The sequence below is a fragment of the Arsenicicoccus cauae genome (assembly GCF_043162025.1).
In the GTDB taxonomy this organism is placed as follows: Bacteria; Actinomycetota; Actinomycetes; order Actinomycetales; family Dermatophilaceae; genus Arsenicicoccus; species Arsenicicoccus cauae.
The window spans coordinates 1,429,217-1,445,914 of sequence record NZ_CP171001.1; the positions used below are offsets into that span (position 1 = coordinate 1,429,217).

A 16,698-nucleotide genomic window follows, 5' to 3' on the forward strand; every position below is an offset into this window, starting at 1 on the left:
GTGAGCCGACCGGCCGCGGTGCCTCGCGCCCCCGCGCAGCCCGTCCACCTGGTCCTCGGGCCGCCCGAGCACGGGGTGACCCGCTGCGCGCTCGAGCTGCACGACACCCCCGCCCTGCGCGAGCAGCCGGTCGTGCGCCTCCTGGACGGCGTCACCGCAGACCTGGCGTCCGCCCTCGTCGCCGAGGGGCACGAGCCCGGCACCCCCGTCCACGTGCACGTCACCGACCGCCTCCTCGGCCGGTCCGCGCCCGAGGCAGCCGCCCGTCTGGCGCCCCTCGCCCGGCGGTGGCCGCTGACCGTGACCCTGCACGACCTGCCGCAGCCCTCGGACGGGGCGGGGGCCCACGAGCGGCGCGCCCGGGCCTACGCCGAGATCGTCGCCGCCTCGCGGGGCGTGGTCGTGAGCAGCCACCACGAGGCGGCGCTGCTCGACGACGCCCTGCGCCTCGCGGGGCGTCCTGGTCTCGTGACGGCGCGCCCGAGGGCCGTCATACCGCTCCCCGTCGACCCACCGGCCGCGCCGGCTCCCTCCGACACGCCCGACACGCCCGCCACGCCCGCCACGGGCCGCGAGGTCGGGATCCTCGGCTTCCTCTATCCGGGCAAGGGCCACGAGGAGGCGCTCGAGGCGCTGGCCGCCCAGCCCGCCGACGTCGGGCTCGTCTGCCTCGGACGCCCGTCGCCCGGCCACGAGGACCTGGTCGAGTCGCTGGAGGCGAGGGCAGCCGAGCTCGGGCGCCCTTGCCGGGTCACGGGATTCGTGCCCGACCAGGACCTCCTCGACGCGTTGCGGGCGGTGGCGGTCCCCGTCGCGCCGCACCGGCACCTGTCCGCCTCAGGGTCGATCAACACGTGGCTGGCGGCCGGCCGGCGCCCTCTCGTGCCACGGTCGCGGTACGTCGAGGAGCTCGAGGTGCGCTGCCCCGGGGCCCTGCTCGTCTACGACGACCTCGACGCCGCCGTCGGGCAGGCGCTCGAGGACCCGGCGGTCACCTGGCTGGGACCCGAGGTCGTCCTCGGCCCCGGCCGCGACGACGCCGCCCAGGCGTATGCCGCCACGCTCGCCGACTGGTCGACGCGCCCCGAGACGAGCGTGATCATCCCCTACCACGACGACCAGCGCGGGCTCGACCTGCTGCTCGACGCCCTGGCCCGGCAGACCCTGCCGCCCGGCTCCTTCGAGGTGATCGTGGCCGACGACGGCTCGCCGCAGCCACCGGTGCTCCGCGAGCAGCCGTATGCCGTGCGCCTCCTGCGTCAGCCCGACGCCGGGTTCCGGGCCTCCGCGGCCCGGCACCTCGGGGCGACCGCCTCGACCGGGCGCGTCCTGGGCTTCCTGGACGGGGACACGCTGCCGACGCCGGACTACCTGGCCCGGCTCGTGGGGGCGGTGACGACGGGGGAGGGGCCGTGCGGGACGCTGGCGGTCGGGCGTCGCCGGCACGCCGACCTGTCCGGCGTGCCGGCGCCCGAGGTCCTCGCCTGGCTGGCCGACGTCGCCGACGGGGCCGACGGGGCCGACGGGGCCGACGCCGATCATCCCGGCGCCGTCCCCAGGGTGCTGCCTGAGCCGGGGTGGCTCCGCGAGGCCTACGCCGCGACGGACGACCTGCGCGACGCGGACGACCGGTCCTACCGCTTCGTGATCAGCGCGGTCATGGCCCTGCCGCGCGAGCTCTACGACGCGGCAGGGGGATTCGACCCGGGTTTCGTGGGCTACGGCGGCGAGGACTGGGACCTGGCGCACCGCTGCTGGCTCGCGGGCGCCGCCCTGCGGCACGTCCCCGAGGCCGTGGCCTGGCACGACGGCGCCGACTTCGCGGGCCGCGACGACGAGGACCACCGTCGCGTCAAGGACCTCGAGACGTTGCGCCTCGCCCGCGTCCTCACCGACCCGCTCGCGCGCGACCCGCGTCTGGTCTGGCCCTACCCTCGCGTGGTGGTGCGCCTGCACGTGGGGGACGCCGGTCCCGGCGCCGTGGCCGGCTGCGTCGCCGGGCTGCTGGACGGCGCGGACGCGGGGGTCTGGCTGGGGGACGTCGACGCCGCGCTCGTGCAGGACCTGCTCGGCGACCCGCGCGTCCACCTGGGCGAGCCCTCGGGGGAGGTCCTGCGCCGCTGCCGCGAGCAGGTCGACGTGGCCGCTCCCGTGCTGCTGGCCGGGAGCCTCACCGAGCTCGTCGACCGCGGGCCGGTCCGCACCGAGCTCGTCATCGTCCGCCGCACCCGGGACCTCGCCCGCCACCGCGCGCGTCCCCGCTCGCAGACCGGCGCCGGCGGCGATGACGGCATCCCTGCGATGTCGTCGGCCGCGGTCGGCATACGGCCGGTCACCGACCCACCGCCCCTGGAAGCCGCGTGGGGCGGCTGGGCCTGAGCCCGGCCGCCCCACGGGACGTGCATCCTGCGTCAGTCGCGACCGCCGGACGGTCGAGCCGCCGTCACTTCGCCACGGTGGGGTAGCGGTCCCAGACGCGGTGCAGCGTCAGGAGCTCGGCCACCTGGTCGATGATCGCGGCGCCGTCGGCCACCACGACCCCCTTGGCGTCGGCGGGCAGACCCGCCGAGGTGATCGCCTCCGCGGAGACCGCGCCGATCGCCTTGCAGTGGCGGAAGGCCTCGCCGAGCATCAGCGCGATGCGCGGGTCGGTCTGGGTGCCCAGGGCGGACTGGTCGCCGTTGCGGGCGTCGTACGACGGGACGGCGTCCGGCGCCGGGGCGATCTGCCCGGCGAGGACGATGGCGTCGAACTCCACCGACCGGGCGGTGGCAAAGGTCTTGTCGACCTCGACCGACCCGACCTGGCCGCCGTGCGGGCCGACGACGAAGGGCACCATCGAGGCCTTCTCCACGGCCTTGACCAGGGCCGTGACCGTGGCGTCGTCGCTCAGCTCGTCGCACACGATCCCGACCTTGCGCCCGTCGACGGGGAACGGCTTGCCGACCTGGGACAGGGCGGGGCTGGGCTCCACGTCGGCGACCTTCTCCGTGGCCTCGGGCGCCGGCAGGCCGAGGCCCTTGGCGACCGCGGCGCACAGGTCGGCGTCGATGTTGGCCAGGCACTGCAGCTGGCGCTCCCGGACGACCGGCACCGTGCACTTGCCGAGCTCGAAGGTGTAGGCCGAGACGATGTGGTCCTTCTCGACCGGCGTCATCGAGCGGTAGAACATCCGGGCCTGGGAGTAGTGGTCCGCGAACGACGCCGGGACCGCCCGGACCTTCTGCGAGGCCGCGACGACGGCGGGGTGGTCCACGAAGCCGCCCTGCTCGGCGGGCGCGGGGAAGGGATTGCCCGCGCCGAGGGAGTTGGGGCGGTAGGGCGCGACGCCCGCGTGGACGGCGTGCTGGTGGAATCCGTCCCGCTGGTTGTCGTTGACGTCGACGTGCGGGCGGTTGATCGGCAGCTGCTGGAAGTTCGGGCCGCCGAGGCGCGTGATCTGCGTGTCCACGTAGGAGAACAGGCGGGCCTGCAGGAGGGCGTCGTTGACGACGTCGATGCCCGGCACCAGGTGACCGGGGTTGAACATGACCTGCTCGACCTCGGCGAAGAAGTTCGTCGGGTTGGCGTCCAGGGTCAGCAGGCCGACCGGCTGCACGGGGGCGAGCTCCTCGGGGACCAGCTTGGTGGGGTCGAGCAGGTCGATGCCGGAGAACATCTGGTCCTCGGTGTCGTCGAAGACCTGGACGCCCAGCTCCCACTGCGGGAGGTGACCGCCCTCGATGGCGCCGTACAGGTCGCGGCGCTGGAAGTCGGGGTCGCCGCCCATGATGAGCTGCGCCTCCTCCCAGAGGGTGGAGTGGACGCCGGCCTTGGGCTTCCAGTGCCACTTGACCAGCTTGGTCGCGCCCGCCTCGTCGATGACGCGGAAGGTGTGGACGCCGAAGCCCTCCATCGTGCGCAGGGACAGCGGCAGCCCCCGGTCGGACATGTTCCACAGCGTGTGGTGCTGGGCCTCGGTGTGCAGCGACACGAAGTCCCAGAAGGTGTCGTGGGCGCTCGCGGCCTGCGGGATCTCACGGTCCGGCTCGGGCTTGGCCGCGTGGACGACGTCGGGGAACTTGATGCCGTCCTGGATGAAGAAGACGGGGATGTTGTTGCCGACGAGGTCGAAGTTGCCCTCGGAGGTGTAGAACTTCACGGCGAAGCCGCGGGTGTCGCGCGGGGTGTCCGCAGAGCCCCGCGAGCCGAGGACCGTGGAGAAGCGCAGGAAGACCGGCGTCTCGACGCCCTTCTTGAGGAAGGCCGCGCGGGTGATGCTCTCGGCGGAGCCGTAGGCCGTGAAGGTGCCGTGCGCGCCGGTCCCGCGGGCGTGGACCACCCGCTCCGGGATGCGCTCGTGGTCGAAGTGCGTGATCTTCTCCCGCAGGTGGTGGTCCTGCAGGAGCGTCGGGCCCCGGTCGCCCGCGCGCAGCGAGTGGTCCGTGTCGGGGACCCGCCGACCCACGGCGGTGGTCAGGTAGTCGCCCTGCTGGGCGCGGGCGTTGGGGTCCTTGCCGGCCTCGGCGCCGGTGGCCGTCCGCATCTCGGGGGCGCGCGTGTCGGGCGTGGGGGGCAGCGGGCCGCGGGGGTCCGTGGGCTCCTCCAGGGGCGGCGTGTAAGAAGCGTCGTGCGACATCGGTCCTCCTTGACGGTCGCCTCCGGGGGACGGGGCGACGTGGTGTGACATGCCTGGCCGGGAGTGCACGCGTCTTGGCGTCCGGCTGTGTCCTCTCGTACCCGTCGGGGGCGGGGCTATCCCCGCAGGGCTGTCTGCGGCGGGTCGCCCGGTGACAACGGTCCCCAGGGTTTGCAGCCGATCCGCCGCGGGTACGTCACCGGGGAGGGCCTCGGCACACCGTCGCTCGGCCCGTGAGCGGAAGGACCACCATCGTGAAGGCATTGACCTGGCAGGGCGTCGAGAAGGTCGCGGTCGAGGAGGTGCCCGACCCCCGGATCGAGCAGCCCACCGACGCCATCGTCCGCGTCACGTCCACCGCCATCTGCGGCTCGGACCTTCACCTCTACCGCGTGCTGGCGCCCTTCCTCCAGCGCGGTGACGTGCTCGGGCACGAGTTCATGGGGATCGTCGAGGAGGTCGGCTCCCAGGCTGGGTCGCTCAGGGCGGGCGACCGGGTCGTCGTGCCGTTCAACATCTCCTGCGGCCACTGCTTCATGTGCTCGATCGGCAAGCAGTCCCAGTGCGAGACCACCCAGGTCAAGGACCAGGACAAGGGAGCGGCGCTGTTCGGCTTCACGAGCATGTATGGCGCCGTCCCCGGCGGCCAGGCGGAGTACGTCCGGGTCCCGCAGGCCCAGTACGGCCCGGTCGTCGTGCCCGAGGAGGGCAGCGACGAGCGCTATCTCTACCTGTCCGACATCCTTCCCACGGCGTGGCAGGCCGCGAAGTACGCCGACGTCGAGCCGGGCTCGACCGTCGCGGTCTACGGCCTCGGCCCGGTCGGCCAGCTCGCCACCCGCAGCGCCCTGCAGCTCGGCGCCGGCCGCGTGATCGGCGTCGACCGGGTGGACGAGCGGCTGGCGATGGCGCGCGGCTTCGGCGTCGAGACCGTCGACATGCGCGAGGTGGACGACCCCGCCGAGGCCATCCGCGAGATGACCGGCGGCCGGGGCGCCGACTCGGTCATCGAGGCCGTCGGCATGGAGGCGCACGGCTCCCCGGCCGGCAAGACCGCCTTCGACGTCGTGCCGCGGCTGCCCAAGGCGCTGGCCAAGCCGATGATCGAGACGGTGGGCTTCGACCAGCTCGCGGCGCTGCACGGCAGTTTCGAGGCGGTGCGGCGAGGCGGCACGGTCTCGGTCGTCGGGGTGTATGGCGGGGCGGCCGACCCCATGCCGATGTTGACGATGTTCGACAAGAACCTCACGATCCGGATGGGCCAGTGCAACGTCCGCCGGTGGACCGACGAGCTGCTCGAGCTCGTCCGTCAGGACGGGGACGTGTTCGGCACCGAGACGCTCGCGACCCACCGACTGTCGCTGGACGAGGCGCCCGGCGCCTACGAGACCTTCCAGAAGAAGCAGGACGGCTGCATCAAGGTGGTCCTCAAGCCCGGCGCCTGAGGGCTGACCCGGACGCACGTCGAGGCGGTGCTGACGACCCCCAAGTCCGTCAGCACCGCCTCGCGGTGCGTGTGAGCCTCCCCCTCGTCCGCTCACACACCTTGCAGACGTAGCGTCGGTCGCAGAGGTTGCCCAAAGCCAAGGGCTTTCTCGCTCATTCCCCCAGGTGGCCTACCTGCCCGCGCGAGGCGTTATCCAAGCGTGACAGCGTGGGGGAGGCGGAGGTTCCGGCATACGGGATGATGGTCCGCCTGACGAGAGGCGCGCGCCATGGTGAGCCCATGACCACCGCGCTGCCCGTCGTCTCCGCCGCGGCCGTCGAGGCAGCGGCCGCACGGCTCGCGGGCGTCGTCCGGACCACAGCCCTGCAGCGCAACGAGCGCCTGAGCGAGCGCACCGGTGCCCAGGTCTGGCTCAAGCGCGAGGACCTGCAGCCCGTCCGGTCCTACAAGCTGCGCGGGGCCTACAACCTGATCGCGCAGCTGGACGCCGGACAACGGGCCGCCGGGGTCATCTGCGCCAGCGCAGGCAACCACGGGCAGGGCGTCGCCTTCGCGTGCCGCCGGCTCGGCATCCGGGCCAGGATCTTCGTCCCCAGCACCACGCCCCGGCAGAAGCGCGACCGCATGCTCGCCCTCGGCGGCGACGCGGTGGAGCTGGTGGTGACGGGGGACACCTACGACGAGGCGGCGGGCGCCGCGGCCGTCGAGGCCACGGTCACCGGGGCGACGCTGGTGCCGGCGTTCGACGACCCGCGGACCCTCGTCGGGCAGGGCACCGTCGCGCCCGAGATCGTCGCCCAGCTGGGGCGCGCCCCCGACCTGCTGGTCGTCCCGGTGGGGGGCGGCGGCATGCTCGCGGGGTGCCTGACCTGGATGGCCGAGCATGCGCCGTCGACCCGCGTCGTCGGCGCCGAGCCCGCGGGCGCGGCCTGCCTGGCCGCGGCCCTGTCGGCCGGCGAGCCGGTCGCCCTGCCGGCCATCGACTCCTTCGTCGACGGGGCGGCGGTGCGGCGTGCCGGCGACGTCACCTACCCGATCGCCCGGGACGCCGTCGCGGCCGGGCTGGCCGAGCTCGTGCAGGTCCCCGAGGGCAAGATCTGTACCGAGATGCTCGACCTCTACCAGATCGACGGGATCATCGCCGAGCCCGCCGGGGCCCTCGCGGCGGCGGCGCTGGGTGGCGGTGACCGCGAGGAGATCGTCCAGGTCGAGGCGGGCGCCTCGGTGGTCGTGATCCTGTCGGGCGGCAACAACGACGTCTCGCGCTACAGCGAGATCGTGGAGCGCTCCCTGGTGTACGAGGGCCGCAAGCACTACTTCCTGGTGAACTTCCCGCAGGAGCCGGGCGCCCTGCGGCGCTTCCTCGACGAGGTGCTCGGGCCCGACGACGACATCGCGCTGTTCGAGTACGTCAAGCGCTCCAACCGCGAGATCGGTCCTGCGCTGGTGGGCATCGAGCTCGGACGGCCGTCGGACATCGGCGGGCTGCTGCAACGCCTGGAGGAGAGCCCGATCCGGGTGGAGCGTGTCGACCCCGACAGCCCCTTCTACCGCTTCCTCGTCTGACCTACCGGGGGTAGGGGCATCGACTGGGCTTCGTCCCCCAGGCTGATGATTCCGCCGGGGGTAGGGGCATCGGCCGGGCTTCGTCCCCCAAGCTGATGATCCGGCCGGGCTCGTATGCCGGACCGCGCGCCCTCACGCCGACCACCGCCAGGCGGCGGGCGCTCCCGGCATACCGCTCGGCCCGTCATCGCCCTGGCGGCCAACCCTGCAGGCGGGCGCTACCCGAGAGAGTTCGCGAGGGCGTCGACGCGCTCGCGGAAGCCTTGCAGCGTCGCCACGCTCGCGTCGAACGCTGCCTGCTCGGTCTCGTCGAGATCCAGCTCGACCACGTGCCTGGCCCCGCCGCGACTGAGGATCGTGGGGACGCCGATGCAGACGTCCTCGTGGCCGTACTCGCCGCGCAGGAGGGTGCTCACGGGGAGCGTCGACTTCTCGTTCTTGAGGATGGCGCGCGTGATCCGGGCCAGCGACATCCCGATGCCATAGCTCGTCGAGCCCTTGGCGTCGATGATCTGATAGGCCGCGTCGCGGGTGCGCTGGAAGATCGCGTCGAGCTGGTCGCGCAGCCCCGGGTCGGCGGCGATGCGCCTGCTGATCGAGCGGCCGGCCACCGACGCCGCGCTCCAGGCGGGCAGCTCGGAGTCGCCGTGCTCGCCGATGATCAGGGCGTGCACGTTGGACGTGCTGACCTCGAAGAACTCGCCGAGGTGGTAGCGCAGTCGCGCGGTGTCCAAGGTGGTGCCCGACCCGATCACCTGCTCCGCCGGCAGCCCGCTGAACCTCCAGGTGGCGTAGGTCAGCACGTCGACCGGGTTGGTGGCGACGAGGTAGATCCCGTCGAAGCCGGACGCCTGCACGCGCTGCACGATCTCGCGAAAGATCCGCAGGTTGATGTCGGCGATGTCGAGCCGCGTCTCGCCGGGCTTCTGGGCGGCACCGGCGCAGATCACGACCATCGCGGCGTCCTGGCAGTCGGCATAGCTGCCGAAGCTGACCTGCACCGGGCTCGGGGCCCAGGCCTCGCCGTGGTTGAGGTCGAGCACGTCGGCGCGGGACTTGGCCTCGTTGAGGTCGATGAGGACGAGCTCCTCGCAGATCCCCTGGTTGACGAGGGCATAGGCATAGGCCATGCCGACGGCGCCGGTGCCGACGAGGACGATCTTGTTGGGGACGTACTTCATCGCGGGGCTCCCGGGTCGAGGTCGGTGCGACCTCAGCCTAGGGCGGATGGTCAGTGGTCGCGCAGCCTGCTCGGTGCCCCGCCTGCTCGAGATCGTGCCCTGCCCGCCGTATGCCGGGGCGCCCGCGGGTGGGGGTCGCACCCGAACGATCTGGGACGATGGGTCCACGATGACGCTCACCGACCTGCTCCCACCCCCCGCCGACCGCACCGCCGACGACTACGACGCGGACGCGGTCTACTCGACCTTCGTCGACTGGACCCTGGAGCGGGGGATCACGCTGTACCCCGCGCAGGACGAGGCGCTGCTGGAGCTGGCCACGGGGGCCAACGTCATCCTCGCGACGCCGACGGGGTCGGGGAAGTCCATGGTGGCGCTGGGCGCCCACCTCATGGCGATGGCCCAGGGCGTCCGCACCTACTACACGGCGCCGATCAAGGCCCTGGTGAGCGAGAAGTTCTTCGCCCTGTGCGACGCCTTCGGCGCCGAGAACGTCGGCATGATGACCGGCGACGCCGCGGTCAACTCGCAGGCCCCCATCATCTGTTGCACCGCCGAGGTGCTCGCCAACATCGCTCTGCGCCAAGGGGATCGGGCCGACATCGGCCAGGTCGTCATGGACGAGTTCCACTTCTACAGCGAGCCCGACCGCGGGTGGGCCTGGCAGGTGCCGCTGCTCACGCTGCCGCAGGCGCAGTTCCTGCTGATGAGCGCGACGCTCGGCGACACGTCCTTCTTCGAGGAGGACCTGGCCCGCCGGACCGGCCGCGACACCGCCGTCGTCTCGAGCGCCACGCGGCCGATCCCGTTGTCCTACCAGTGGGCCCTGACGCCGGTGCACGAGACGATCGAGGACCTGCTGCTGGCCAAGGAGGCACCGGTCTACGTCGTGCACTTCACGCAGGCGGCGGCCCTCGAGCGGGCCCAGGCGCTCATGTCGGTCAACATGTGCACCAAGGAGGAGAAGCAGGCGATCGCGGCCGAGATCAAGGGTTTTCGCTTCGCGAAGGGTTTCGGCGCGACGCTGCAGCGGCTGGTCCGCCACGGCATCGGCGTGCACCACGCCGGCATGCTCCCCAAGTACCGCCGCCTCGTGGAGACCTTGGCGCAGCAAGGACTCCTCAAGGTCATCTGCGGCACCGACACGCTCGGCGTCGGGATCAATGTCCCCATCCGCACGGTGCTCATGACGGGCCTGACCAAGTTCGACGGCTCCCGCCAGCGCCTGCTCAAGGCGCGCGAGTTCCACCAGATCGCCGGGCGGGCCGGGCGTGCGGGCTACGACACGGCGGGCACCGTGGTCGTCCAGGCGCCGGACCACGTGATCGACAACCACCGCGCGCTGCTCAAGGCCGGCGACGACCCCAAGAAGCAGCGAAAGGTGCAGCGCAAGAAGGCACCTGAGGGGCAGGTCAGCTGGACCGAGGACCAGTTCGAGCGGATCCGCGCGGCCGAGCCGGAGGCCCTCCAGTCCCGCATGCAGGTCACGCACTCCATGCTGCTCAACGTGATTCAGCGTGACGGCGACCCCTTCCCCGTCATACGAGATCTGCTGCGGGACAACCACGAGGACCCGAGGCGGCGAGCTCGCCTGCAGCGCAGGGCGATCGAGATCTATCGCTCGCTGCGCGACGCCGGCGTGGTGGCGCAGCTGGAAGAGCCCGACGAGACCGGTCGGCAGGTGGTCCTCACCGACGACCTGCAGCGCGGGTTCGCCCTCAACCAGCCGCTGTCGACCTTCGCGCTGGCCGCCTTCGAGCTGCTGGACCCCGAGAGCCCGACCTACGCCCTGGACGTCCTGTCGATCATCGAGGCCACCCTCGACGACCCTCGCGGCGTGCTCATGGCACAGCAGTTCAAGGCGCGCGGCGAGGCCGTCGCCGAGATGAAGATGGACGGCATCGAGTACGACGAGCGGATGGAGCTGCTCGAGGAGGTCACCTGGCCCAAGCCGCTCGAGGAGCTGCTGCTGGCCGCCCTCGAGACCTACCGCAGGTCCCACCCGTGGATCAGCGAGGACGACCTGTCGCCCAAGGCCGTCGTCCGCGACCTCTACGAGCGCGCCATGACCTTCGGGGAGTTCGTCGCGTTCTACAACCTCGCCCGCGGCGAGGGGATGGTGCTGCGCTACCTCTCCGACGCCTACAAGGCGCTGCGCCAGACCGTGCCCGCGAGCTATCGCACGACCGAGCTGGAGGACCTGATCGAGTGGCTCGGCGAGGTCGTGCGCCAGACCGACTCCTCGCTGCTGGAGGAGTGGGAGCAGCTCACCAGCGGTGAGGACGAGCCGCTGTCACAGGCCGCGCTCGACGCCCTGTCGACGCCTCTGCCCGGCGGCGCGCGGCCGCTGTCCGCCAACGAGCGAGCGCTGCGAGTCATGGTGCGCACCGCAATGTTCCGCAAGGTCGAGCTCGTCGCGCTGCGCCGCTGGAACGACCTCGCGGAGCTCGACGCGGCCGCCTTCGCCGTCGCCAAGCAGGCGCGCGCCGACGCCGACCTCGACCCCGTTGACGTGGAGCCGATGGACGCCGAGCTCTGGCAGGAGGCGATCGAGGACCTGTATGCCGAGTACGACACGATCGGCACGGGGCCGGACGCCCGTGGCCCGGCCCTGCTGATCGTGACCAGGGAGCCGGGGCGCTGGCTCGTCGACCAGATCCTCGACGACCCCGAGGGCGATCACGACTGGCGGATCCAGGCCGAGGTCGACCTCGACGCGACCGACGAGGCCGGCGAGCTCGTGCTGATCACCACCAACCTCGACAAGACCTGACCCTGCGCGGGTGCCGGCGGGCGCGGATGCGGCGGGCGCCACCTCGCCATACGGGGTGGTTGTTTGAAAGACTGAGTGGCCGCACCGTCGCGGACGACCACCCCACCCAGCCACCCCCGAGGATGTGCGCACCTCCATGACCGTGACGGCGACCTACCGCCTGCAGATGCACCACGAGTTCACGTTCGACGACGCCGCGGCGCGCGTCCCCTACCTCGCGGACCTCGGCATCTCCCACCTCTATCTGTCGCCGATCCTGCGAGCGGTCACGGGCAGCCAGCACGGCTACGACGTGCAGGACCACTCCGAGCTGAGCCAGGACCTCGGTGGTCTCGAGGGCTTCGAGCGGCTCGCTGCCGCGGCGCACGAGCACGGCCTCGGCATCGTCGTCGACGTCGTCCCCAACCACATGGCGCTCGTCGCCCCGGAACACCTCAACCGGCCGCTGTGGCAGGTCCTCAAGGACGGGCGGGACGCCACGACCGCGCACTGGTTCGACATCGACTGGAAGTCCGGCGGCGGCCGCCTCGGCCTGCCCATCCTCGGGGACACCCTGGTCAACACGTTGCAGGCCGGCGACATCACCGTCGACGAGCTCGACGGTGAGCCGGTCATCCGCTACTTCGAGCACGTCTTCCCGATCGCGGTCGGCACGGAGAGCAACGACGTGGAGGCCGTGCTCGCGCGCCAGCACTACCAGCTCGCGTCCTGGCGGCAAAAGGAGTCGATCCTCAACTATCGCCGCTTCTTCGACGTGGACGAGCTCATCGCCGTGCGGGTGGAGGAGGACGACGTCTTCGACGAGACGCACCGCCTGCTGCTCGACCTCAACCACCGCGGCCTGATCGACGGCTTCCGCATCGACCACCCGGACGGCCTCGCCGACCCCGCGGGCTACCTCGACCGGCTGCGCACCCAGTCGCGCGAGGACACGATCATCTGGGTGGAAAAGATCTTGGAGGGCCACGAGCGTCTCCCGCGCGACTGGGCGTGCGACGGCACCACCGGCTACGACGCGATGCTCGCGGTCCAGACCGCGCTGGTCGACCCCGCCTCCGAGCCCGAGCTGACCGCCCAGTGGGAGGCCTGCGGCGGCCGCATCGACGTCGAGCGTGACGTCACCAAGGCCAAGCGCCAGGTCGTCGAGGAGCTCCTCGGGCCCGAGGTCGAGCGCCTCGTGCGCCGCGCCCGCGAGGCCCTGCCCGACGCCGACGCGACCCGTCTGCAGCTCGCCGTGGTCGAGCTGCTCGTCGCTGGCGAGGTCTACCGCGCCTACATCCAGCCCGACCAGCGCCTCTCGCCCCTGGCTCGTCGTCGCCTGCAGGAGGCGTATGACGGAGCCGTGGCCGCCCGCCCCGACCTCGAGCCGGAGCTCGCGCAGCTGCATGAGCTGGCCACGGCCGAGGAGGCCGACGCCAACGCCGTCGACTTCGCGGTGCGGCTGCAGCAGACGTGGGGGCCGGTGATGGCCAAGGGGATCGAGGACACCACCTTCTATCGCTGGCACCGCCTCATCGCCCTCAACGAGGTCGGCGGCGACCCGGGGGCGCTCGAGACCGCCTCGCCCGCCGCCCTGCACGAGTGGGCGCTGCACCAGCGGCGCTACTGGCCCCGCGGCATGACGACGCTGTCCACGCACGACACCAAGCGCAGCGAGGACACCCGCGCGTTCATCCTCGCCATCGCGGGCGACCCCGTGGCCTGGAAAGAGCTGTCGATGCGCTTCCGCTCGGCGGCCACCGAGCTCGGCATCGACAAGCCCACCGCGCACCTGATCTGGCAGACCATCGCGGGCGTCGGCCTCATCGACCCGGAGCGGCTCCACGGCTACCTGCTCAAGGCGGTCCGCGAGGCCAAGCAGCACACCGCGTGGGTCGACGGCGACGAGGCCTACGAGGCGCGGGTGCTGGAGTTCGCGGACAAGGCCCTGCAGGCGGGCGAGCGCCACGACGCGCTCGTCTCGCTGTGGGGCAGCCACGCCGAGCCCATCCGGGCGCTCGTGCTCGGCGCCAAGCTGCTGCAGCTGACGATGCCCGGCGTCCCGGACGTCTACCAGGGCTGCGAGACCGTCAACCAGTCCCTGGTGGACCCCGACAACCGCCGCCCGGTCGACTACGACGGCCTGCAGCACAGCCTGGCCCGTCTGGACGCGGGCGAGCCGGCGGACAGCCTCGCCGCCGAGAAGCTCCTCGTCTCCTCGGCCGCGCTGCGGCTTCGCCGGGAGCGACCCGAGGCCTTCGACGTCGCCGGGCTCTATGTCCCCCTGACCACGACGACCGAGCACGCCATCGGCTTCATCCGCGCCGCCTCGGTCGCCACGGTCGTGACGCGGGCCCCGCACCGACTGGCCCGCGAGGGTGGTTTCGGTGACGCCCGGGTCGTGCTGCCGACGGGCACCTGGACCGACCGGTTGACCGGGCGGCAGGTGCAGGTGCCGGCGACGGGCGAGGTGCTGGTCGCCGACGTCCTGACCGAGCGCCCCGTCGCCCTGCTCGTCCGTGCGTGAGCCCACCTGACCTCCCCGTCGTACCCGCCTCACCCGCCTCATCCGCCTCACCCGCCTCATCCGCCTCACCCGCCTCACCCGCCTCATCCGCCTCACCCGCCTCACCCCCGAAAGGCACGATCGTGACGACATACACGCTCTGGGCCCCCGCCGCCACCGACCTGGTCGAGGTGGCCGTCGAGGACCAGCGTCTGCCCATGTCCAGGGTCGAGGGCGGCTGGTGGCACCTCGAGACGGACGCGGTCGCGGCCGACGCGCCCTACGCCTTCTGCCTCGACGGCGGCGAACCGCGCCCCGACCCGCGCGGCCGACGCCTGGTCGACGGGCCCCACGGCCTGACCACCCCCTACGACCCCGCGACCTTCGCCTGGACCGACCAGGGCTGGGCGGGTCAGACGCTCGAGGGCTCGGTGATCTACGAGCTGCACGTCGGCACGTTCACGCCCGAGGGCACCTTCGACGCCGCGATCGAGCGCCTCGACCACCTGGTCGACCTGGGTGTCACCACGGTCGAGCTGATGCCCGTCGCGGCCTTCCCCGGCGTGCACAACTGGGGCTACGACGGGGTGGCGCTGTTCGCCGTGCACGAGCCGTATGGCGGGCCGGCGGGCCTGCAGCGCTTCGTCGACGCGGCGCACGGCAAGGGTCTGGCCGTGGCGCTGGACGTCGTCTACAACCACTTCGGGCCGGACGGCAACTACCTGCGCGAGTTCGGGCCGTACTTCACCGAGGCGCATCACACCCCCTGGGGCGCCGCCGTCAACCTCGACGGGCCCGGCAGCGACGAGGTGCGCCGCTACCTGCTCGACAACGTCGTCACCTGGCTGCGCGACTTCCACCTCGACGCGCTGCGGCTGGATGCCGTGCACGCCCTGATCGACGACCGCGCCCTGCCCATCCTCGAGGAGATGTCCCGCGAGGTCGACGCCCTCGCCGCCGAGGTCGGGCGCCCGCTCACCCTGATCGCCGAGGACGACCGCAACGACGCCCGCACCACGACCCCGCGCGGTGAGGGCGCCGTGGCGGCGGGCCTCGGCATCCACGGTCAGTGGACCGACGACATCCACCACGCCCTGCACGTGGCCATCACCGGCGAGACCGACGGCTACTACGCCGACTTCGCGTCACCGGATGCGCTGCCCAAGGTGTTCACCGGCGCCTTCTACCACGACGGTGGCTACTCGAGCTTCCGCGGGCGCGCGCACGGGCGGCCCATCGACCGCGCGACGGTGCCGGGCTGGCGCTTCGTGGCCTCCCTGCAGACGCACGACCAGGTCGGCAACCGCGCGGTGGGGGACCGGCTCTCGGCGAGCGTCGACCCGGCCCGCCTCGCCGCCGGCGCCGCGCTGCTGCTGACCTCGCCGTTCACACCGATGCTGTTCATGGGCGAGGAGTGGGCCGCCGGAACGCCCTGGCAGTACTTCACCGATCACCAGGACCAGACGCTCGTCGAGGCCATCCGGGCGGGCCGCGCCGCCGAGTTCGCCTCGCACGGCTGGGGCGCGGACGAGGTCCCCGACCCGCAGGCCGCCGGCACCGTGGAGGCCTCGCGCCTGGACTGGGACGAGCCCACGCAGGGCGTCCACGCCCGCATGCTCGCGTGGTACCGCACGCTCCTGCGCCTGCGCCGCGAGGTCCCCGACCTGCGTGACTCCGCCATGGACCAGGTGTCCCTGGACTGGGACCCCGACGCCCGCACGGCCGTCCTGCACCGCGGAGACCACCGGGTGGTCGCCCACCTCGGGGACGGCCCGCTCGACGTCTCGCTGGACGGGGGGCAGGTCGTGGCGTCGTGGGACGACGCCGGGACGGGCGAGGAGGTCCGCCTCGACGGCCCGGGCGCCCTCGTGATCGGTCCCCGATGACCGACCGTCGCACCCCGCCTCGCCGCCCGGCGTTCTACTCGCCGGAGGCGATGGAGGCCTACGGCGGGCAGCTGCCCGACCCCGCCGTCGTCTCCGAGGTGGCGCACGAGACGGCGCAGGTGCTCGTGCACACCGGGCGCGCGTCGGAGGACCCGCAGGTCACGGCCCGCCTGGTCACCCTGGTCGAGGACATCGGCCTGAGCACCCTGGCCGAGCTGTGGGCGCAGCTCCCGGCGCGGTCCCTGCCCGGTGCGCTGTGGCGGCTCTACGCCTTGCGCGAGTGGGTGCGCCGCGACCCCGAGGGGGCCGCTGCCGACTACCAGGCCGGTATGCCGCACGCCGTCGTCCTGCACGCCGTGGCGGGCGCGGCCGAGCCGCCCGGGCCCGACGAGATCCGGTCGCTGGCGGACGCCATCCTGACGGGCGTCTACGACGGGGAGCTGGACGTCGCCCTGGAGCGCGCCGGCGCCTTCTGTCGGGTCGTCGCCTCCGGGCGGGCCCACCGCAGCGATGCGGTCGCCGTCACCTCGCCGGCGGAGTGGCTGCGATCGGCGGGGACGATCCTCGCCACGGGGGAGGACCTCGAGTCGTGCGCCCGCCTGTGGCGCGGGGGCGACCTGACCTGACCCGCCGTCCCCCGCCCCCCACCACGCCCCATCCCGGATCGTGAGGGTGTGGTCCAACTTTGTTGCATCAGAGCCTCACCATCCGGGGGCGTTACAATGGTGGGGCGCCGGGCCGC

Annotated in this window: 9 protein-coding genes; 7 read left to right on the forward strand and 2 right to left on the reverse strand. The window is 72.6% G+C overall.

Translation table 11 applies throughout. From position 1 onward, the window contains the following. The gene (locus ACF3NS_RS06770) at positions 1–2,379 is read left to right on the forward strand and encodes a glycosyltransferase (protein ID WP_392468738.1); all 2,379 of its coding nucleotides are present in this window, start codon (positions 1–3) and stop codon (positions 2,377–2,379) included. Between the two features lie 64 nt (positions 2,380–2,443). On the opposite strand, the gene ACF3NS_RS06775 is transcribed toward ACF3NS_RS06770, so the two are convergent. Continuing rightward, entirely contained in the window at positions 2,444–4,618 is a 2,175-nt protein-coding gene (locus ACF3NS_RS06775; protein WP_392468740.1) for a catalase, read from the reverse strand. Between the two features lie 254 nt (positions 4,619–4,872). Here ACF3NS_RS06775 and ACF3NS_RS06780 point away from each other — a divergent pair, with 254 nt between their 5' ends. After that, a complete protein-coding gene (locus tag ACF3NS_RS06780; RefSeq protein ID WP_392468742.1) occupies positions 4,873–6,063 on the forward strand; it encodes a zinc-dependent alcohol dehydrogenase in 1,191 nt (396 codons plus the stop codon). A gap of 281 nt (positions 6,064–6,344) precedes the next feature. Then, positions 6,345–7,631 (forward strand): threonine ammonia-lyase IlvA, encoded by a 1,287-nt coding sequence (ilvA, locus tag ACF3NS_RS06785; protein ID WP_392468745.1) that lies wholly within the window; start codon positions 6,345–6,347, stop codon positions 7,629–7,631. A 218-nt stretch (positions 7,632–7,849) separates the two neighbouring features. On the opposite strand, the gene ACF3NS_RS06790 is transcribed toward ilvA, so the two are convergent. After that, a complete protein-coding gene (locus tag ACF3NS_RS06790; RefSeq protein WP_392468746.1) occupies positions 7,850–8,812 on the reverse strand; it encodes an L-lactate dehydrogenase in 963 nt (320 codons plus the stop codon). Positions 8,813–8,981: 169 nt separating this feature from the next. On the opposite strand from ACF3NS_RS06790, the gene ACF3NS_RS06795 reads away from it, so the two are divergent. From ACF3NS_RS06795 to ACF3NS_RS06810, 4 genes are all read left to right on the forward strand, one after another. Then, positions 8,982–11,585 (forward strand): DEAD/DEAH box helicase, encoded by a 2,604-nt coding sequence (locus ACF3NS_RS06795; protein WP_392469091.1) that lies wholly within the window; start codon positions 8,982–8,984, stop codon positions 11,583–11,585. Between the two features lie 136 nt (positions 11,586–11,721). Further along, positions 11,722–14,091 (forward strand): malto-oligosyltrehalose synthase, encoded by a 2,370-nt coding sequence (gene treY / locus ACF3NS_RS06800; protein ID WP_392468749.1) that lies wholly within the window; start codon positions 11,722–11,724, stop codon positions 14,089–14,091. A gap of 122 nt (positions 14,092–14,213) precedes the next feature. Continuing rightward, positions 14,214–15,956, forward strand: coding sequence for a malto-oligosyltrehalose trehalohydrolase (gene treZ / locus ACF3NS_RS06805; RefSeq protein WP_311966391.1), 1,743 nt, complete (start codon positions 14,214–14,216; stop codon positions 15,954–15,956). Continuing rightward, a complete protein-coding gene (locus tag ACF3NS_RS06810; RefSeq protein WP_154592364.1) occupies positions 15,953–16,582 on the forward strand; it encodes a hypothetical protein in 630 nt (209 codons plus the stop codon). The genes treZ and ACF3NS_RS06810 overlap by 4 nt, the downstream gene beginning before the upstream one ends. Positions 16,583–16,698: the final 116 nt, after the last annotated feature.